Source organism: Cupriavidus pinatubonensis (assembly GCF_019602855.1).
GTDB lineage: Bacteria > Pseudomonadota > Gammaproteobacteria > Burkholderiales > Burkholderiaceae > Cupriavidus > Cupriavidus pinatubonensis.
Genome location: NZ_CP080767.1, coordinates 133,814 through 153,218, shown reverse-complemented (window position 1 = coordinate 153,218; position 19,405 = coordinate 133,814). Strand labels below are relative to the sequence as shown.

At 65.6% G+C, this 19,405-nt stretch carries 20 protein-coding genes; 4 read left to right on the top strand and 16 right to left on the bottom strand.

Annotation, left to right across the window (positions count from 1 at the left end; all coding sequences use genetic code 11):
- Window positions 1-5: 5 nt before the first annotated feature.
- The 5 genes from K2O51_RS13105 to argS form a co-directional block, all read right to left on the bottom strand.
- The gene (locus tag K2O51_RS13105) at window positions 6-833 is read right to left on the bottom strand and encodes a helical backbone metal receptor (protein WP_220631205.1); all 828 of its coding nucleotides are present in this window, start codon (window positions 831-833) and stop codon (window positions 6-8) included.
- A gap of 2 nt (window positions 834-835) precedes the next feature.
- Window positions 836-1,633: an SDR family oxidoreductase gene (locus K2O51_RS13100; protein ID WP_011296320.1), complete on the bottom strand. Its 798-nt coding sequence runs from the start codon at window positions 1,631-1,633 to the stop codon at window positions 836-838.
- A 67-nt stretch (window positions 1,634-1,700) separates the two neighbouring features.
- A complete protein-coding gene (locus K2O51_RS13095; RefSeq protein ID WP_011296319.1) occupies window positions 1,701-2,336 on the bottom strand; it encodes a thiol:disulfide interchange protein DsbA/DsbL in 636 nt (211 codons plus the stop codon).
- Window positions 2,337-2,439: 103 nt separating this feature from the next.
- Window positions 2,440-3,228, bottom strand: a complete 789-nt coding sequence (locus K2O51_RS13090) for an SPOR domain-containing protein (RefSeq protein WP_140953220.1) — start codon at window positions 3,226-3,228, stop codon at window positions 2,440-2,442.
- Between the two features lie 126 nt (window positions 3,229-3,354).
- A complete protein-coding gene (gene argS / locus K2O51_RS13085; RefSeq protein ID WP_140953221.1) occupies window positions 3,355-5,142 on the bottom strand; it encodes an arginine--tRNA ligase in 1,788 nt (595 codons plus the stop codon).
- A 272-nt stretch (window positions 5,143-5,414) separates the two neighbouring features.
- Between argS and K2O51_RS13080 the strand changes: the two genes are divergently transcribed.
- Window positions 5,415-5,732, top strand: a complete 318-nt coding sequence (locus tag K2O51_RS13080) for a DUF1840 domain-containing protein (protein WP_011296316.1) — start codon at window positions 5,415-5,417, stop codon at window positions 5,730-5,732.
- A gap of 172 nt (window positions 5,733-5,904) precedes the next feature.
- On the opposite strand, the gene K2O51_RS13075 is transcribed toward K2O51_RS13080, so the two are convergent.
- Window positions 5,905-6,324: an ElaB/YgaM/YqjD family protein gene (locus K2O51_RS13075; protein WP_011296315.1), complete on the bottom strand. Its 420-nt coding sequence runs from the start codon at window positions 6,322-6,324 to the stop codon at window positions 5,905-5,907.
- Between the two features lie 45 nt (window positions 6,325-6,369).
- Window positions 6,370-6,534: a DUF1328 domain-containing protein gene (locus K2O51_RS13070; protein ID WP_011296314.1), complete on the bottom strand. Its 165-nt coding sequence runs from the start codon at window positions 6,532-6,534 to the stop codon at window positions 6,370-6,372.
- A 301-nt stretch (window positions 6,535-6,835) separates the two neighbouring features.
- On the opposite strand from K2O51_RS13070, the gene K2O51_RS13065 reads away from it, so the two are divergent.
- A complete protein-coding gene (locus K2O51_RS13065; protein WP_011296313.1) occupies window positions 6,836-8,236 on the top strand; it encodes a CHASE3 domain-containing protein in 1,401 nt (466 codons plus the stop codon).
- Window positions 8,237-8,285: 49 nt separating this feature from the next.
- Here K2O51_RS13065 and K2O51_RS13060 read toward each other — a convergent pair whose 3' ends face one another.
- The 5 genes from K2O51_RS13060 to K2O51_RS13040 form a co-directional block, all read right to left on the bottom strand.
- Window positions 8,286-8,696, bottom strand: coding sequence for a response regulator (locus tag K2O51_RS13060; protein ID WP_011296312.1), 411 nt, complete (start codon window positions 8,694-8,696; stop codon window positions 8,286-8,288).
- A gap of 71 nt (window positions 8,697-8,767) precedes the next feature.
- Window positions 8,768-9,400 carry a response regulator gene (locus tag K2O51_RS13055; RefSeq protein WP_011296311.1) on the bottom strand — a complete coding sequence of 211 codons (633 nt, stop codon included), beginning with the start codon at window positions 9,398-9,400 and terminating at the stop codon, window positions 8,768-8,770.
- 334 nt (window positions 9,401-9,734) lie between these two features.
- Entirely contained in the window at window positions 9,735-10,097 is a 363-nt protein-coding gene (locus K2O51_RS13050) for a hypothetical protein (protein WP_011296310.1), read from the bottom strand.
- A gap of 263 nt (window positions 10,098-10,360) precedes the next feature.
- Window positions 10,361-13,108, bottom strand: a complete 2,748-nt coding sequence (metH, locus tag K2O51_RS13045; RefSeq protein ID WP_220631204.1) for a methionine synthase — start codon at window positions 13,106-13,108, stop codon at window positions 10,361-10,363.
- 19 nt (window positions 13,109-13,127) lie between these two features.
- Complete coding sequence (locus K2O51_RS13040) at window positions 13,128-14,183, bottom strand: homocysteine S-methyltransferase family protein (protein WP_011296308.1); 1,056 nt, start codon at window positions 14,181-14,183, stop codon at window positions 13,128-13,130.
- 167 nt (window positions 14,184-14,350) lie between these two features.
- On the opposite strand from K2O51_RS13040, the gene K2O51_RS13035 reads away from it, so the two are divergent.
- A complete protein-coding gene (locus K2O51_RS13035) occupies window positions 14,351-14,743 on the top strand; it encodes a rhodanese-like domain-containing protein (RefSeq protein WP_011296307.1) in 393 nt (130 codons plus the stop codon).
- 78 nt (window positions 14,744-14,821) lie between these two features.
- On the opposite strand, the gene K2O51_RS13030 is transcribed toward K2O51_RS13035, so the two are convergent.
- From K2O51_RS13030 to K2O51_RS13015, 4 genes are all read right to left on the bottom strand, one after another.
- Window positions 14,822-15,079, bottom strand: coding sequence for a BTH_I0359 family protein (locus tag K2O51_RS13030; protein ID WP_011296306.1), 258 nt, complete (start codon window positions 15,077-15,079; stop codon window positions 14,822-14,824).
- A 216-nt stretch (window positions 15,080-15,295) separates the two neighbouring features.
- Entirely contained in the window at window positions 15,296-16,144 is an 849-nt protein-coding gene (locus K2O51_RS13025) for an alpha/beta fold hydrolase (RefSeq protein WP_011296305.1), read from the bottom strand.
- A gap of 52 nt (window positions 16,145-16,196) precedes the next feature.
- Window positions 16,197-17,177, bottom strand: a complete 981-nt coding sequence (locus tag K2O51_RS13020; protein WP_011296304.1) for a DUF3108 domain-containing protein — start codon at window positions 17,175-17,177, stop codon at window positions 16,197-16,199.
- Window positions 17,178-17,262: 85 nt separating this feature from the next.
- The gene (locus tag K2O51_RS13015) at window positions 17,263-18,096 is read right to left on the bottom strand and encodes an IclR family transcriptional regulator (protein WP_011296303.1); all 834 of its coding nucleotides are present in this window, start codon (window positions 18,094-18,096) and stop codon (window positions 17,263-17,265) included.
- A gap of 246 nt (window positions 18,097-18,342) precedes the next feature.
- Here K2O51_RS13015 and K2O51_RS13010 point away from each other — a divergent pair, with 246 nt between their 5' ends.
- Window positions 18,343-19,359: a Bug family tripartite tricarboxylate transporter substrate binding protein gene (locus K2O51_RS13010; protein WP_011296302.1), complete on the top strand. Its 1,017-nt coding sequence runs from the start codon at window positions 18,343-18,345 to the stop codon at window positions 19,357-19,359.
- Window positions 19,360-19,405 lie beyond the last annotated feature (46 nt).

Sequence of the window (19,405 nt, the reverse complement as noted above, 5' to 3'; positions counted from 1 at the left end):
ATCGCTCAGCCGCGCGCAGCCAGCGCGGCGAGGTAGCGCACCCCTTCAATGGCGCGGCTGCCGTACCAGGACAGCATCTCGCCATCGACCAGCTGCACCGGCTTGCCGAGCTGCCGCTCGAGCGCGTCGGCATGGTCTTCGGTAAAGCGGTAGGGCTCGGTGGACAGCAGCACCTCATCGAGCCCACGTACCAGCGCGTCGTTCCAGCGAAAGCTCGGATAGCGCTCTCCCGCCGCGTTCGGCCGGGTGCAGTCGCCGTCCGCGCACGCCTGCGGCGTCTCTTCGGGCCAGGTCTGCCAGTTCACCAGCGCCAGCATGCGGCTGATATAGGTATTGCGCGACACGGTCATCCATGGGTCCTGCCAGATCGCGTAGAGCACCTTGCGGGCGGGCCACGCACGCGCTTGGATGGCCTTCAGTTCCGCCTGCAGCGCGGCGCACAGGCGCTCGGCCTGCGGCTGGCGTCCGAAAATGCCGCCGAGCAGCCGGTACAACTCGAAATTGTCTTCCGGCGCGCACGGATGCGTGACGATCACGTTGGGCACGAAGGCGCGGATCTCCTCCACGGTTTCGCGGCGGTTCTCGTCGATATTGACCACGACATGCGTGGGCGCCAGATCGCGCAGGCGGTCCAGCTTCACGTCCTTGGTGCCGCCCACCTTGGCCACGGCGCGCACGGCCGGTTCCGGATGGATGCAGAAGCCCGTGCGTGCGACCATCTGCTCGCCCAGTTCCAGCGAAAATAGCAGCTCCGTCACCGACGGCACCAGCGAGGCGATGCGCACATCGCCGCTGGCCGCGGCATGCTGCTCGCCGATGGCGTCGCGCCACATGGTCAGTCCCCTTCGCCGTTGCGCGGCTTGCGCGGCGCGCTTGCCGCCAGCGCATCGTAAAGCCAGCGTGGCATCAGGTGCATCAGCGACGCGACCATGCCCATCTGCCAGGGGATCACCTTGAAGCGGCTGCCGGCGCCGATCGCCTTGACGGCCTTGCGCGCAAAAACGTCGGCATCGGTCAGGAACGGCATGCGGTACGGGTTGTGCGCCGTCATCGGCGTACGGATATAGCCGGGCGCGATGGTCACCACGCGGATGCCATGGCGGCGCTCTTCCAGCCGCAGGCTTTCCAGCAGCTTGATCACCGCGGACTTGGACGCGCTGTACGCACCACCGCCCGGCAGCCCGCGCACACCGGCCACGCTGGCAATGCCGACCAGCGTGCCGCGCCAGCCGCCGACACCGGGGTCCCGGTCGCGCATGGGCTGCAGGAAGGGCTGGAAGGTGGTCAGCACGCCGAACCAGTTGGTATCCATGACCATGCGGAACGCTTCGAGGTCCTCGCGCTCGCTGGCCACCGTGCCGACCGACACGCCGGCGTTGGCGATGACCACGTCGGGCACGCCGTAGCGGTCCAGGAAGTCCTGCGCGGCCCGCTGCATGGCGTCGGCATCGCGCACATCGGCGGCATAGACGTGCACGGCGCCAGGATTGGGCAGGCTTTGGGCAAGGTCGCGCAGGGCATCTTCACGCCGCGCGACGAGCCCGAGGATGGCGCCTTGCTGCGCATATTCGCGCGCCAGCGCCTGGCCCAGGCCGCTGGAGGCGCCGGTGAGGAAGACTTTCAGGGGGCGCATCGGTCTACCGGAAGCTCAAATAAAAAAAGGCCGGTACGACATCGTACCGGCCTTCGGGAAATCGCGTTCAGAGCTTCTTGTCGCGGACCTGGGTCACCAGGTAATCCATGGCCTGGATTGCACCGGTCTTGGTGCCAGCAATGGACGGCGAAGTCACGTACTTGCCCTGGACCACCACGGTCGGCACGCCGTCGACCTTGTACGCGTCGGCAATCTTGTTCGCACGCTGCGCGTTGGTCGTCACCGAGAACGAGTTATAGGCATCGAGGAACGCCTTGCGGTCGATGCCGTTCTTGGCCATGAAATCGGCGATCTCATTCGGGTCCAGCATGCGCTTGCGGTCGACGTGGATCGCGTTGAAGACCTTGGCATGCATGGCGTCCAGCTTGCCGATGGACTCCAGCGCATAGAAGATCTTCGTGTGCGGCAGCAGGTCGTCGCGGAAGGCCACGGGCACCCGCTTGAAGACCACGTCCTTGCCCTGCTTCTTGACCCACGCTTCGAGTTCGGGCTCGAAATCGAAGCAGTGCGGGCAGCCGTACCAGAAGAACTCGGTGACTTCGATCTTGCCCGCCGGCACAGGCTGCGGCGCCTTCAGCACCTGGTATTCCTTGCCTTCGGTGGGCGCCGCGTGGGCGGGGGCAGTCATCAACAGGCTGCCGACAGCGGCGAACGTAGCAATCAGTGCGGCAAGTTTCTTCATCTTGGAACGGCCTTCCGGTTTGGGCGAGGTTTGGGCGATGAGCGTATGACAGCGGCGGCGGCATCCGGTTCAGCGGGGCCGCCAGCCTCGTGGTTACAGCGCGTTACTGCTTGGTGAAGCGGATCACGGAGGCATCGAATCCGGCCGACTGCAGCCGGTCGCGCGCCTTGTTCATGTCCTCGATGCGGGCATAGGGGCCGATGCGGACGCGGTACATCTTGACGCCGTTGACGTCACGGTCGGTGATCCTGGCTTCGAAACCCTGCATCGCCAGGTTGGCCTTCTGGCGATCGGCGTCGTCCGACGAGCGGAACGCACCGACCTGCAGCAGGTAGCCCACCTTGTTGGCATCTGCCTGGGCAATCTCGGCAATCGGATCCGACACCGGCTTCTCGGCCGGCTTGTTGTTCGCAACTGTCCTGTCGGCAGGCTTTTCAACCGGCTTCTCGGCGGGCTTTTCCGCGGGGCGCGCGACCGCCACGGGCGGCTGGCGGTCACCGTTGCCGTTTCCGTTGCTATTGCCATTGCCGTTGCGGTTCTCCGGCGCGGTGGCCACGGGCGGCTGTTGCTGCGGCTGCGCTTCAGGCGCGGGCTGGCCAACCGGCTTGGCCGGCGTCTTGCTCCACAGCGGCTTGTTCGGGTCGGTCGGGCCTTCCTGCTGAGACTGCGATTGCGTGGGGCTCGGCAGGTTGCTGGTTACGTTGCCGGGTTCGCTGGGCCGGGGCGGCGCATTCTTCTGCTGGAACGGCGCCGGCGACTTGGTGATATACAGGGCGACCACCACGGCAATGGCCAGGCCGACGATCAGCCCGAGCACCAGGCCCAGGAACGTTCCCCCGCGCTGCTGGCTGCGGCGGGCACTGCGCGCGTCGCGCTTGCGTTGCTGTTGCATAAGTCCTCTTAGGTGTTGCCGGGAGATTATAGTGCCAGCGCCGCCCGCGGCGGCGCCGGCCACATTGCGGAGCAACACTGCCCCGCCAGCCGGCCCGATCGCACGCCGGTGCCTTGACTTCCGTACTTACATGCGGCGCGGCGCCGAGACGCCGATCACCGCCAGGCCATTGCGCAGCACCTGGCGCGTGGCGGCCAGCAGTGCCAGGCGGGCACGCTTGACGGCTTCGTCATCGACCAGCACGCGGTCGGCGTTGTAGAACGCGTGGAAATCGCCGGCCAGGTCGCGCAGGTAGAACGCAACGGCGTGCGGCGCCAGTTCGCCCGCAGCGGCGGCCAGCATCTCGGGGAACTCGGCCAGGCGCTGGCCCAGCGCCAGTGCCTGCGGGCTCGCGTCGGCACCGGTGACGGCGGCCAGGTCGGTGCCGGCCAGTTCGGCCAGGCGGCTTTCCCAGTCGGCGCCGCCCCACGATTCGAAGATCGAGCAGATGCGCGCGTGGGCGTACTGCACGTAGTACACCGGGTTCTCGTCGTTCTGCTTGAGCGCGAGGTCCACGTCGAACACGAACTCCGTGTCAGCCTTGCGCGACAGCAGGAAGAAGCGCACGGCATCGCGCCCGCGCGTGAAGTGCTCGGGCCAGTCGGCCACGCCTGCGTCCAGGCAGCCGCGAATGGTTTCATCGCCGCCGTTTGACCACTCGATCAGGTCGCGCACGGTCACATACGAGCCGGCACGCTTGGAGATCTTCACCTCCTCGCCGTTCTTCATCACGGTGACCATCTTGTGCAGCACGTAGTCGGGGTAGCCCTTGGGGATGCCGATGTCGAGCCCCTGCAGCCCGGCGCGCACGCGCGCGATGGTGCCGTGGTGGTCGCTGCCCTGTACGTTAATGACCTTGGTGAAGCCGCGCTCCCACTTGGTGGTGTGGTAGGCCACGTCCGGCACGAAGTACGTGTAGGTACCGTCGGTCTTCTTCATGACCCGGTCCTTGTCGTCGCCGTCGTCGGTGGTGCGCAGCCACAGCGCGCCTTCGCTCTCGTAGGTCTTGCCCTTGCCGACCAGACCCTGCACCGCGGCTTCGACGCGGCCGTCGGTGTACAGCGATGATTCCAGGTAGTAGTGGTCGAACTTGACGCCGAAGGCCTGCAGGTCAATGTCCTGCTCGTTGCGCAGGTAGGTCACCGCGAATTTGCGGATCGAGTCGAGATCCTCTGGGTTGCCCGACGCGGTCACCGGCTCGCCATCGGACGCGCTCACGGTCTTGCCGGCCAGGAAGTCGGCGGCGATGTCGCCGATGTAGTCGCCGTTGTAGGCGGCTTCCGGCCAGTTGGCATCGCCGGGCTTGAAGCCCCGCGCGCGCGCCTGCACCGACACGGCCAGGTTCTGGATCTGCACGCCGGCGTCGTTGTAGTAGAACTCGCGGTGCACGTCATAGCCCTGCCACGACAGCAGATTGGCCAGCGCGTCGCCGAGCGCCGCCTGACGGCCATGGCCGACGTGCAGCGGGCCGGTCGGGTTGGCCGAGACGAATTCGACCAGCACGTTGCCGTGCATGCCGCGCTCCTGGGCGCCGTAGCCGTCGCCCTCGCTCAGCACCGCGCGCAACACGTCCGCCTTGGCGGCCGGCGTCAGGCGCAGGTTGATGAAGCCCGGGCCGGCGATCTCCATGCCCGCGACCAGTTCGGCCGCGCGCGGATCGGCCTGCACCATCGCCACGATGCGCTGGGCCAGTTCGCGCGGATTGCTCTTGAGCGCGCGCGCCACCTGCATGGCGATGTTGCATGCCAGGTCGCCGTGGGCGGCGGCCTTCGGCCGCTCGAATGTCACGGCGGGCAGGGCCGCATCGGCCGGCGCGAGCGCGCGCACGGCATCAGTGAACGCAGCGGCAAGATTGGAGGTCTGAACAGGCAGCATGGGTGTCGAGGCCCTGTTGGGCGGTAGTCGGGCAGGCGGTGCGTCGGCCCGCGCAGCCAAACCGGCAATGGCCGGCAGAGAGCACGTGCGGAACGCCGAAAGCGGTGCGCAAGTGCGCGCCGCGCCGCGTGACCGGCAATGGAATTCGGAAACGCGGAATTTTATCAGGTGCTATGCTGACATCATGCGCGCGGCTCGCAAGAGCCACAATCCGAGCGGTGACTTCCCCCGGGGAACCCGCCTTCTGCAGGTCCGTGAAAGGAAACAACATCATGCTGATCACCTTCAAATCCCACGCCGCGCAGGACCTGATCATGATGCGAGATCTGGCCGTGACGCTCATGGGCATCATCGGCAAGCATCTTGGAGAGCGAGGGGTGATCACAGTGGAAGAACTGCCGCGCGCGATCCAGAAACTCGAAGCCGCGGTTTCCGACGCCAAGCGCACTCACCCCGCCGAAGCCGCCGTCGACGGCAAGCATGACGAAGAGGAAGAGGAGCCGCTGCACCTCGGCCAGCGCGCCTATCCGTTCCTCGACATGCTGCGCGCCTCGCAGCGCGAAGGCGTGGACGTACTCTGGGGCGTGTGAGGAAATTCTGAGGACGGTGCTGCGTTTTGTCGCAGCGCCGTAATGGCTGCACATACAAAAAAAAGCGCCCGACGCCGCCATGGCGGCGTCGGGCTTCCGGATCGTGGATGTCTTCCGGACAAGGGGGGAATGTTGCCGGCCATCGCGCCTGCCCGCGGATGGCCGCAGCGTGCTACTCCCGGTGATTGCGGGTGGCCAGCATCAGCCCAATCAGCGCGCCGATCGCGGCTGCCAGTCCCACGGCTTTCAGCGGGGACTCTGCTACGCGCTGCTGGGCATGCACGACGGCTCCATCCATCCGTTCGCGGACCTGGGATACGCCATCCTCGGCTTGCGCCCGCAAGCGCTCCGTCATTTCACTGGCCCGCGCGCGCAGGCGGCGCCCGGCGTTCAGGCTTTGCTCCGATCCTTCGCTGGCCAGCACTTCGATGGTGTGCTGGAGCTGCGAGATCAGCGATTTCACCTCGTCCGAGATGGGCCCTGCCGCGTCGCGCGTATCGCGTGCGGCGTGCCGGATCCGGCGAATGGTGCTGTCGGCGCTGTCGGCGAGGTGGGTGATTTCCTTCCGGACTTTGGGGTTCTGCGTCAGCATGGGCTCTCCTCAGGTCGTGGGGCACAGGTCAGGGCGCGTTAAGCGTCACCGTCTGCGGACCAGACCCATTACGGCGGTAACCAAAGCCACGATCAGGAAAATGAAGAACAGGATTTTCGCGATCTCTACGGCGCCGGCAGCAATACCGCCAAAACCGAAAACCGCGGCAATCAGCGCGATAACGAAAAAGACGAGTGCATATTGCAGCATGACTGGACTCCCGAAGGAGGCGAAACCTGCCCGCCTGGCGGACGGAATCGCCGGTTAGGGCTTGCGCGGTGACGAACAAGCTCATAGCCTCATCGTAGGAAGCCCTCCCCGGCGCAGACACCGACAGCGGGCCGATTCCGCTGTCAGCCAAGTCCTACAGTGCCCGCCCGGAGCACCGCATGCAGCGTCGAATCGTGCATGCCGAAAGTGGCCGCGGCCACTTTCAAAGGTTGACCTCGCCGTGAGGATGTGATCCCATGGCCGCACCCCGGCGGCAAGCGCCCCACCGAGGAATTGCCTCATGTTCAAGCAGTCTTTCCTTCCACATACCCTGCTGCTCGCTGGCGGCATCCTGCTGACCCTGGCCGTGCTGGTCGCGTCAGAGACCGGCAACGTACGCCTGCGCGAAAGCTACAACGAGGTCATCCGCTCGCAGCGCGTGCAGACGCAACTGGCCGCGCTCAATGGCGAACTGGTCAATGCCGAGGCGGGCCAGCGCGGCTTCCTGCTGACCGGCAAGGACAGCTACCTGGATCCCTATTACCAGGCCCTGCCGCGCATCAACGAGCTGATGGCGCACATCCGCGCCGACTACGCGGCCGATCCCGAAGCGCTGCAGATGTTTGGCGAGACCTCCAAGCAGATCAGCAGCAAGCTCAATGAGATGGCGCTCACGCTGCTGTACGGCAAGCGCGACCTGGCGGTGGCGCTGGACCTGGTGCGCACCGACTACGGCAAGCAGACCATGGACAACGCGCGCCGCGGCCTGGACCGGCTGCAGGCGCGCGAAGCCGATACCGTCGCGCACCGGCTGGAGGGCGCCGAGCGCGACGTGCAGCTTTCGCGCTATGGCATCGCCTTGCTGACCGCCATCAATATCGTGCTGCTGATCGCCGTGGGACTCGGCCATGCCAAGCGCCTGACCATGTCGGAATCAGCGCGCGCGCAGGCCGAGGAGGAAGGCCTGCGGCTCGATCGCAAGGTGCGCGCGCGCACACGCCAGCTATCGGCGCTCGCAGGCCACCTGCAGCGCGTGACCGAGGACGAGAAGACCAGGCTTGCGCGGGAGCTGCACGACGAACTTGGCGCGATCCTGACTGCCATCAAGCTGGACTTGCACTGGGTGCGCCGGCGCGTACAGGAAAGCCAGCCGGAAGCCGCCGAAAAGCTGTCGCGCGTGATGCTTCACGTGGACCAGGGCATCCAGATCAAGCGCCGCCTGATCGAAGACCTGCGGCCGACCGTGCTGCTCAACCTCGGCCTGCGTGCCGCGCTGCTCCAGCTGGTCGAGGACGTTGCCGGGCGTAACCACTGGGAATCCGAAGTCAGCGTGCCGGAAGAACTGCCACGCCTGCGCGACGACGCCGCGATCGCGCTCTACCGCATCGCCCAGGAGTCACTCACCAACGCCAGCAAGTATTCGCAGGCCACGCATATCCGGCTGTCGGTCGGTTGCACCGACGAACAGCTGACGCTGACCGTTCACGACGATGGCAAGGGCCTGCCGCCCGATTTCGATGCCGGCAGCACCGCAGGACACCATGGCCTGCTAGGCATGGAGCAGCGCGTGACAGCGCTGGGCGGCAGCATGGAGATCGTGTCGTCGCCCAATACCGGAGTGAGCATCCGCGTCGAAGTCCCGCTCACCGCATCGGTCCTGGCACCGGCGGAAGAACCCATCGGCGAGACGCAGCCGGAATAGACTGAAATACGGTAATTCGGGACATACGGGGAGTGTGGAGAAGCGCGCGTCAGGCACCTGCGGCCGCCCGCTCCTCGATCACGCGGAACACCTGCTCCAGCTCCAGCGATTTGTCGAAGAAGTAATCTGCCCCGGCTTCGGCGCACTGGTTGCGGTACACGGACACCTGCGCGTGGTTCGTATAGACGATGCGCAGGCCGGGAAGGTGTTCCCGCTGCATGACACGCAGCACGTTGACGCCATTGCCCTGCCGTAGCTGCAGATCGACGATGACCACGTCATACGGCTTGTCACCGGCGATCATGCGCACCGCCATGGCCTCGGTATCGGCCCAGTCGACGCTTTGCACATAGGGGAAGTCGTTCAGGTATTCGAGGAGCATGCCCCGCAGGACTGCCGAATCCTCGATCAGCAGTACGCGCAGTGCCCGGTATGGGGAGTTCGAAGCCTGCTCCGACATTCTTCAAAAACGTTCAGTGGGACGGTTCACCCGGCGCGTGATGCAGCGTTCGCGTCGGGATCTCCTGGCCGTCATTCGACCAGGCCGTTCTTGATGGCGTAGTAGGTCAGGTCCGCGTTGGTTTTCATGCCCATTTTCTCCAGGATGCGCGAACGGTAAGTGCTGACGGTCTTCACGCTCAGGAAGAGTTCGTCCGCGATCACCGATACCGACTGGCCGCGTGACAGCTTGCAGAAGATCTGGAACTCGCGCTCGGACAGCATCTGGTGCACCGGCTGTTCGGTTGGCTTGTCGAGCCCGCCGATCAGCAGGTCCGCCACAGCCGCGCTGACATAGCGGCGGCCCTGGGCCACGGTGCGAATGGCCTTGACCAAGTCATCCGGCGCGCTTTCCTTGGTGAGATAACCCGAAGCGCCCGCGCGGATCAGGTTGATCGCGTACTGGTCTTCCGGATAAGTCGAAAGAATCAGCACAGGCAGGTCAGGCTTGCGCTGTCGGATCAGTTTGAGCACATCGATGCCGTTGCGCTCGGGCATCGAGATGTCGAGCACCAGCACGTCGAATTCGCCGTCGCGCAATTGCGCCATGACTTCGTCGCCGCTGCCGGCCTCGCCGGTGACCTGGATATCGGGTTCGTCAGCAAGAAACTGGCGCAGCCCTGCGCGAACAATCTCGTGATCATCGGCGATCAGGACGCGGATCATCATGGGCTCCACTGGTGGGGCTTTCGCCTAATAGATTCGGGTGCAGGCGGAACCGCTTGCCGTGTAAGCATTGTAGTGCCGCAAGGCGCCGCGGACTGTCGGTGTCAGGCTGACATGGACGCGCTGCCGCAGTGCCGCAGCAGGGGACGGGTGATCGGGGACGGGAAAAGCGGCATAGACACCGCCCCTTCCCGTGCACATGCCCAATCCGTACCACAAAAGCAAAGCGGGACGGCTGGAGGTCCGTCCCGCTTTGCAGGTTGCTGCAGTGCGTTAAACCGCGTGGGGCCAGTCCGGGCCCGGGGCGGCTGAGGCCGGCCGCGCCGGCCCCGGCTTACTGGGCCTTGGCGCCCGCGTCGGCACCCGCGTTTGCGCCCAGGGTCGCGTCGGCCTTGTCCTTCTTGTGCGACTTTGCGCTGTGCTTGCTCTTGGCCTTTCCGGCGTCTGCCTTCGCAGGCTCTGCCGGGGTGGCGGGAGTGGCCGGCGTTGCAGGCGTCGCCGCCGCGCTCTTGTCCAGCGAAGTCGATGCGCCTACGCCCGCGCTGGTGCCCCCGACCGGAGCCGGCGCATTCACGGCGGCGCCGACATCGGCCTTGACACCCGCGTTGCCGGCGGTAGTGCCCGTACCTTGCGCCATGGCCAGCGACGAAGCAGCAGCGATCGACAGGGCGGACAGGGAGATCAGCAGTTTCTTCATGGAAAGGCTCCTTTCAGGGTGATCCGCTGCGAAGTATTCGCTGCGGCATCCACGCTGTTGTTCACGTGAACTTGGAGCCAGTCTAGGGGTGCGCCCGTCCCCGGTCTGTGAGTGATTGCAATGCAGTGTAAGGAGTTGTGAAGCGGCGCGAACGGCGCCTGGGGTTTGGCGATGCTGCGATGCAAGGCGAATTTCCCTGCCGCATCAAGGACCTGCGCCAGAGCAGGCGCCGCGCGATAGCGGCGCCCCGGCGACGCATGCGGTTACAGGTTGGGGGCCAGCGCCCGCGCCACGGCGTTGCGGTCTTCATGGCGGCGGGCCGCCATGTCATCGACCTGGTCCTGGCCGATCTTGCCGATCGTGAAGTAGGTCGAGTCCGGATGCGACAGGTAGAAGCCGCTGACCGATGCGGCCGGCGTCATGGCGAGGGCTTCGGTGATGCCCATGCCGATCTCGGCGCAATCGAGGTACGCGAACATCGGACCCTTGACGGTGTGCTCGGGGCACGCCGGATAGCCCGGAGCCGGGCGGATGCCGCGGTACTTTTCGGCGATCAGTTCGTCGTTGCTCAGGTGCTCGGCCGCGTCATAGCCCCAAAGGTCGGTCCGCACGCGCTGATGCAGGCATTCGGCGAAGGCCTCGGCGAAGCGGTCCGCCAGCGCCTTGAGCATGATCGCGCTGTAGTCGTCGTGATCGGCCTCGAACTGCGCTTCCTTCTTGTCCACGCCGATGCCGGCCGTGACCGCGAACAGGCCGATGTAGTCCGCAACGCCCGACGATTTCGGCGCGATGAAATCGGACAGGCAGCGGTTCGGGCGACGCACGCCGTCGACCACCGGGCGCTCGCTCTGCTGGCGCACGTTGTGCCACGTCAGCGCGACCTTGCTGCGCGTCTCGTCGGTATAGATCTCGATGTCATCATCGTTCACCGTATTGGCCGGCAGCAGTGCCATCACGCCGTTGGCGGTCAGCCAGCGGCCCTGGATCAGGCGCGACAGCATGGCCTTGCCGTCCGAGAACACGCGGCGCGCGGACTCGCCGACGATCTCGTCGTTGAGGATGTCCGGGAATTTGCCTGCCAGGTCCCATGTCTGAAAGAACGGGCCCCAGTCGATGAAGTTGGCCAGTTCCGCGAGATCGTAGTTGCGGAACACGCGCCGGCCGATGAACTTCGGCTTCGGCGGCACGTAACCGCTCCAGTCGATCGGCGTCTTGTTCGCGCGCGCCTGGGCCAGCGTCACCATCGGCGTGGCCTTCTTGCCCGCGTGCTGGACGCGGATGCGTTCGTAGTCGGTCTTCAGGTCGTCCAGGTACTTCGCGGCGCCTTCGTCCGACAACAGGCTCGACGCCACACTGACCGAACGCGAAGCGTCCGGCACGTACACCACCGGGCCTTCGTAGTTCGGCGCGATCTTCACCGCCGTATGCACGCGCGACGTGGTCGCGCCGCCGATCAGCAGCGGAATCTTCTTCACGCGGAAGTAGTCGTCACGCTGCATCTCGGAGGCCACGTAGGCCATTTCCTCGAGCGACGGCGTGATCAGGCCCGACAGGCCGACGATGTCCGCGCCCTCGACCTTGGCCTTGGCCAGGATCTCGTTGCATGGGACCATCACGCCCATGTTGACCACTTCGAAGTTGTTGCACTGGAGCACCACCGACACGATGTTCTTGCCGATGTCGTGCACGTCGCCCTTCACGGTGGCGATCACGATCTTGCCACGCGAGCGCACGTCGCCGCCGGCCTGGGCCAGCAGGCGCTTCTCTTCCTCGATGAACGGCAGCAAGTGTGCCACCGCCTGCTTCATCACGCGCGCGCTCTTGACCACCTGCGGCAGGAACATCTTGCCGGCGCCGAACAGGTCGCCGACAACGTTCATGCCATCCATCAGCGGGCCTTCGATCACCTCGATCGGACGGCCGCCGCGCGCGGCGATTTCCTGGCGCGCCTCCTCGGTATCGTCGACGATGAAATTGGTGATGCCGTGCACCAGCGCGTGCGCGAGGCGCTTTGCCACCGGCACCGGCTGCTCGGGCGTGCCGCGCCAGGCCAGGTTCTCTTCCTTCTTGGCGCCGCCGCCCTTGAACTTGTCGGCGATCTCCAGCAGGCGATCGGTGGCGTCGTCGCGGCGGTTCAGCACCACGTCTTCCACGCGCTCGCGCAGTTCGGGATCAAGCTGGTCGTACACGCCGAGCTGGCCCGCATTGACGATGCCCATGTCCATGCCCGCCTCGATGGCGTGGAACAGGAACACGGTGTGGATCGCCTCGCGCACCAGGTCATTGCCGCGGAACGAGAACGACACGTTCGACACGCCGCCGCTCACCTTCGCATACGGCAGGTTCTGCTTGATCCAGCGCGTCGCTTCGATGAAGTCGACCGCGTAGTTGTTGTGTTCCTCGATACCCGTCGCCACCGCGAAGATGTTCGGGTCGAAGATGATGTCCTCGGGCGGGAAGCCGACTTCGTTCACGAGGAAGTCATAGCTGCGCTTGCAGATCGCGGTCTTGCGCTCGAAGGTGTCGGCCTGGCCTTTCTCGTCGAAGGCCATCACGACGGTGGCCGCGCCATAGCGGCGGATCAGCTCGGCATGGTGGCGGAACTGTTCCTCGCCTTCCTTGAGCGAGATCGAGTTCACCACGGGCTTGCCCTGCACGCACTGCAGGCCGGCCTCGATCACTTCCCACTTGGAAGAATCGATCATGATCGGCACGCGCGCGATGTCCGGCTCGGAGGCGATCAGATTCAGGAAGCGGACCATCGCCGCTTTCGAATCGAGCATCGCCTCGTCCATGTTGATGTCGATGATCTGCGCGCCGTTCTCGACCTGCTGGCGTGCGACCGCCAGCGCCTCGTCGAACTGGCCGTTCAGGATCATGCGGGCGAAGGCCTTCGAGCCTGTGACGTTGGTGCGTTCGCCGACGTTGACGAACAGCGTGTCGTCGTCGATCGTGAACGGCTCCAGGCCGGACAGGCGCATCGGGCGCGGGGGCAGTTGGTTCGTGCTCATGTCTTGTTGTCTCGCTGGCTCAGGCGGCTTCGCTGTACTGGCCCGGCCACGTGCGCGGGTTCCGCTTCGCCATGCGCTCGGCGATGGCGGCAATGTGTTCAGGCGTGGTGCCGCAGCAGCCGCCCACCAGGTTCACCAGCCCCGAGGCGGCGAATTCGTCGACCAGCGACGAAGTGACTTCCGGCGTCTCGTCGAAGCCGGTTTCGCTCATCGGATTCGGGAGGCCCGCGTTCGGGTAGCAAGAAATCGCCACGTCGCAGACCTTCGCCAGTTCGGCGATGTATGGACGCATCAGCGTCGCGCCCAGCGCGCAGTTCAGGCCGAACGTGACGGGCTTCACATGGCGCAGGCTGTTCCAGAACGCTTCGACGGTCTGGCCCGAGAGAATGCGGCCCGACGCATCGGTCACGGTGCCGGAGATCATCACGGGCAGGCGCTCGCCGGTGTCTTCGAAGAGCTGATCGATCGCGAACAGGCACGCCTTGGCGTTGAGCGTGTCGAAGATCGTTTCCACGAGGAACACATCGGCGCCGCCATCGAGCAAGCCCTTGCCCTGCTCGTAGTAGGACTCGCGCAGTTCCTCGAACGTGATATTGCGCGCGCCCGGATCATTCACGTCGGGCGAGATGCTGGCTGTCTTCGGCGTGGGGCCGAACGCGCCGGCCACGAAGCGCGGCTTGTCAGGCGTGCTGTACTTGTCGCAGGCCGCGCGCGCGAGCTTCGCGGCTTCGACATTCATCTCGTACGCGAGCTCGGCCATCTTGTAGTCCTCCTGCGCCACACTTGTGGCGCCGAAGGTATTGGTCTCGATGATGTCCGCGCCGGCGGCGAGGTACTGCTCGTGAATTTCGCTGATGACCTGCGGACGCGTGAGCAGCAGCAATTCGTTGTTGCCCTTCACGTCGACCTTGTGTTCCGCGAAGCGCTCGCCGCGATAGTCGGCTTCGGTCAGTTTGTAGCGCTGGATCATGGTGCCCATGGCGCCGTCCAGGATCAGGATGCGCTCGCGCAGCAGCCGGGGCAGATTGGCAGCCCGTGTATAGGGACGCACGGAGGGTTGTTCAGGGGCACTCATGGCGGGGACTGTTAGAAGGCGGGACGGATAGTCAAGACGGCGATTTTATCAGGTGCATCAAGGCCTTGCGGGTGTGGCGGGTTGCCTGCATACGGTCTGGGCGCCTACACTGAGAGGCGTAACGATCACCATTTGCCGGCGCTGGCGCCGGCTGCCTCCGCACCGCCATGGAACACCTCAGCCCCGCCGACGCCCAGGCCCTGTTGCAGCAATCGCCCGAGGCATTGTTCATCGATTGCCGCAGCGAGATGGAATACCTGTTCGTCGGACACCCCAAAGGCGCACACAACGTGCCCTGGAATGACGGGCCCGATTGGGAAGTGAATCCGCATTTCGTGCAGGTTGTGAAGAAGCTTGCCGGGCAGGCTTCGGCGCGACCTGTGCTGTTGATCTGCCGCAGCGGCAATCGGTCTACGGCTGCGGCTCGCGCTTTAGAGGGGGCCGGGTTTTCGAGTGTTTATAACGTGCTGCATGGATTTGAAGGTGATCTGGATGCGGAGCGGCACCGGAATACGGTGAATGGGTGGAGGTTCGAGGGATTGCCGTGGGAGCAGTATTGAGCGCCCCGGCATCGAACGAAGCGGCCAGAAATGACAACGCCCGCGATACCGCGGGCGTTCATTCGAGGGCTGACACGCTCAATGCATCACCAGCGGATGCGTCATCACCGTATCGAACTTCCCGAGAAAATCGTCAACTTCTTCCACTGACGGCTCGCTTTCGATCAGCCTCTGCACGTCGGCACGGAAATTCTCAGCCAGCTTCCCGCCAAGAAAAATCTCCCGCTTCATGTTCTTGTCGACGATTTCATAGCCACCGAATTCAAGAGGCGCTTGCTCGACATCTGCGCCAAACTCAACGATGCAGTAGTTGTCGCTGTTGTAGATCATTTGCATGGCACACCTCCTTGCGTCATGGTTGGGGCGGCCGGCCTTTTTCATTGTTGCCGTTGAGCGGGGCGCGGCGTGGTTATCTCCAAGCTAGGGGCGGCCACGGCAATTTCAAGTTTTGCGTGCGAGCCGCCGTACGGATACAACGTTTTCTGCCTTTATAAGTTGGGCAACGGCAACACCAACAAGTTTCTTGAGGTTTGGACACCAGTGTGTTGTGCCTTACGGAACGTCGCATTGGCCGCCGCAGGCAGCGTGACCGAGGAACGTATCCAGCGCGGCATGGAAGCGATCCGCCTGTTCGACCGACACCAGATGCGCCGCAGGCAAGACTTCCAGCCGAGACCCAGGAATCGCCGAGGCGATGGACTTCGCCATGGCGACTGTCGCACCCTGGTCATGTTCGCCCGCTACGACCAGCGTCGGGCAATGGATGCGGCCCAGGGCGCTTGCCATGTCGAACGCCATGATGGCCTGCCCTACGCCGACATAGCCGCGTACCGGCGTGGCCAGCAGCATCGCGCGGATGCGCGCGACTTCGTCGGGATGCGCGTTGCGGAATGGCTCGGTCAGCCAGCGCTCCAGCGTGGCATCCGCAAGGCCCGACATGCCATGCGCTTCGACTTGCCCGATGCGGTTGTGCCACATCGGATGCGCTTCCAGCGGCGTGCGGCTGATGGTGGCCGCGAGCGTCAGCGATAGCAGCCGTTCGGCATGGCGCACGCCCAGCGTCTCGCCGATCATGCCGCCCACCGAGATGCCGCAGAAATGCGCCTGCGGTATCTGCAGCGCGTCCATGATGGCGGCGACATCGTCGGCCAGCCGCACCATCGTGTAGGGCCCGACCGGTGCATCGCTGTTGCCATGGCCGCGCATGTCCGGGCGCACGACGCGATAGCGCGACGAAAGATGGCGCGCCGTGGCATCCCACAGCGTATGGTTGGCGCCGAGTGCGTGCGCAAGGATGACCCACGGGCCGTCGGCGCCATCCACGCGGACGTGCAGGTCGGCGCCATCGGCGTGGATGCGATGCGTCTCTCCGGATGTGTTGGCTGCGGTGCTGGCGGTCATGGCGGAGCTCCTTGAATGGCTGACGGTTCGGCGCGGGCGGCGCCGCGCGCCGTTACTGGCCTTCGGTGCTGCGATAGACGAGGTCGATCTGCGTGCCATCCGGCTCGGTCTGGCGCAGCCGCACTGGCATCCACCCGAGCGACTGCGCTAGCCAGATTTCCACGCGACGCTTGTCGCCCGCGTGCCGTTGCAGCCGCACAAAGTGCTTGGCACGCACCATGCCGCGGCCGGTATCGATCTCTTCCTCTCCAACATACTGCACTTGCATCGGTTGCATGTCCCGCGTGTCGGCGACCTGGAACGCCTCGGTGACGCCCGGCGCCGCATAGCGCTGAGGATTGCCACGGACGCGCCCCACCAGTTGCAGGAACACGCTGAACCGGTCCTGGGCACCCGGCGACAGCTGCGCCTGTGTGCCCCGCGCGAACGCGACCGTGCCGGCGGACTGGTCGAAGCGTGCGGCTTCGGATTTGCCGCGCCGGTTTTCCTCGTAGCGTTCGGGGACGAGGCCCGTCTCGGTCATGACACCGCTGCTCTGGAAGGCGAAGCGGAACCACAGCACGCGCGTCTCGACCGCCAGGCGATAGTGCTTGCCGTCCTGCTCCCAGCGGATCAGACCGTCCGGGTTCTGCACGCCGTTGACGAAGCTCGCGTAGTGCATGGTGGCCGAAGGCGGCGGAACGTATTTTTCGCCTTCCTGTGCGGGCGGACCGGCCGGTCCAGCAGGAGCCGGAGCCGGGGACGGCGCAGCGGCTGCGCCGGCGCCGTTGCCGCCAGGACCGGTGACGGTTTCGGTGGTACCACCTTCGGATGTCGCTACAGGCGGCGCAGGCGGCTCGGGCGGTGTTTCCACGGCCTTGGGGACGGGCTGAGGCGCGGCAGGACGCGGCTTTGGCGTGGGATGAGGCACCGCGGGCGGCGGGCGCGCCGGCCGCGGCGGCGGCAACAGCACCGCTTCGAGCGCCGGTGTTTCACTGACATCGAGCGGGATCAGCGGGCCGGGCATGCGCAGGAAGCCGATCACGGCCAGCATGTGCACGAGCAGCACCAGCAAGATGACGAGGATCCAGCGCCGCCGCCGCCAAACGCGCGGATCGGCGCCGGTTCTGGCGCGAGAATCAGAGGGGGCCGTTCCGTCCGGCCGTTTGGGCGGCGCCAAGGTAGCCGAGTTCCGATGAAAGCTGTTTGGCGATCTCTCGCACGCGGCGATCGACCGTACCGTTCCATTCTGCATCGAATATGCTTTGCGCGCCGAGCACGATCAAACCCATCGCCAGATGGCCGTTGGCGTCGAACACCGGCATCGAGAACGCGTTGATGCCCGGCAGCACGCCGCCGCGCGTACGCGCCGCGCCGTGTGTGCGCACATCGGCGCAGATCGCATCGTATTCGGACAGGCTGGCCGGGATGTCGGGCACGTCGTCCTGGCCGCGCGCGGCCAGCTCGCGCTCGATCAGCGGCAGCGTCTGCTTGCGCGACAGGTACGCGCCGTAGAGGCGGCCGGTGGCGGAGTTGAGCATCGGCATCACGTCGCCGAGCCGCAGGCTGACCGTGACCGGGTGGCTCGATTCCTCCCAGTGCACGATGGTGGGCCCGTGGTTGCCCCACACCGCGATGCCCGCGGTCAGGTCGATCTCGTCACGCAACTGCGACAGGATCGGCCGCGCCTTCTTGACCGGATCCAGCCGGTTCAGGCCGGCCAGCCCGAGCTGCAGCGCGAACGGCCCGAGATCATAGCGCCCGCTCACCGGGTCTTGCGCCACCGCGCCGAGGCGCAGGAAGCTGACCAGGTAGCGATGGGCCTTGGCCGGATTCATCTCCGCCGCGGCGGCGAGGTCGCGCAGCATCATCGCGCGCGGCGAGGCGGCCAACGCCTGCAGCAGCTTGAACCCTACCTCGATGGACTGGATACCGGAGCGCAGCTTGGCGTCGTCTTCCTCAAGTTCGGTCATGCGCGGCGAGCATTGGGGGCGTGAATGGAAAAAATTGGGGGATACGGCAGAATTGTGGGGTATTCAGCGCCGGCAGCACAGGGGATCCGGCAAAAACCTTACGTAAATTTACTATAGCGAAATCGATTTACCAATTTTTAAACGGTGAGTAGACTTTGCCGACAGACCCGGGGCGCCCACTGGTCGGCATGGACCGCGGTGCCGCATGACAAGGCCGGGCTGCGAATACCCAGACGGAGACAACCGATGATGCCCTTCCGCCCCGCGCGCGCCACGCTGCGCGCCGCCTCACGTTCCCTGGCCGTCCTTGCCGCTACCGCCACGCTGGCCGTGGGCGCCGCCGCGACTGCGAGCGCGGCCGACGCATGGCCGTCGCAGCCGATCCGCTGGGTGGTGCCCTATCCGGCAGGCGGCGGTACCGACGTGGTCGCGCGTACGCTGGGTCAGGCCATTACCCCTGCGCTCGGCAAGCAGCTGGTGATCGACAACCGTCCTGGCGCGGCGACCATCGTCGGCGCCGACGCGGTGGCGCACGCCAAGCCGGACGGCTACACCATACTGACCGCTGACACAGCTACGCTGGCCGCGAATCCGTCGCTGTACAAGAAGCTGCCCTACAACGCCGACAAGGACTTCGTGCACGTCGGCATGATCGCGCGCTTCCCGCTGGTGCTGGTGGCCACGCCGAATTTCCCGGCTAAGACGCTCAAGGAAGTCATCGAGTACGCGCAGAAGAATCCCGGCAAGGTCAATTTTGCGTCGCCGGGCCCGGGCAGCCCGCACCACCTGGCCATGGAGCTGTTCATGGACCAGACCCACATCAAGATGACGCACGTGCCCTACAAGGGCGCCGCGCCGGCCGTGCAGGACCTGCTCGCCGGCCAGGTGGACCTGATGTTCGTGGACCTGGCATCGGGCCAGCAGAACGTGACCGCCGGCAAGCTGCGCGCGCTCGGCGTGGCAACGCCGAAGCGCCTGGCCATGTTGCCCAATGTGCCGACCGTCGCCGAGGGCGGTGTCGCGGGCTTCGAGGCCTACGCGTGGCAAGGCGTGGTGGCGCCGGCCGGCACGCCGAAGCCGATCGTGACGCGGCTCAACGCTGAACTCGTCAAGGCGCTCAAGAGCCCCGATGTGCAGAAGCGCATGGAAGGCGTGGGCGTGGAACCGGTGTCGAGCACGCCCGAAGAGTTCGCGCAGTATGCGCACGCCGAAGCCGAGCGCTGGGGCAAGCTCATCAAGGCGAAAGGCATCACGGTAGACTAACGGCCGCCACGTGTGGTCGCCGGGAAATCCGGAAATCCGGCACCGC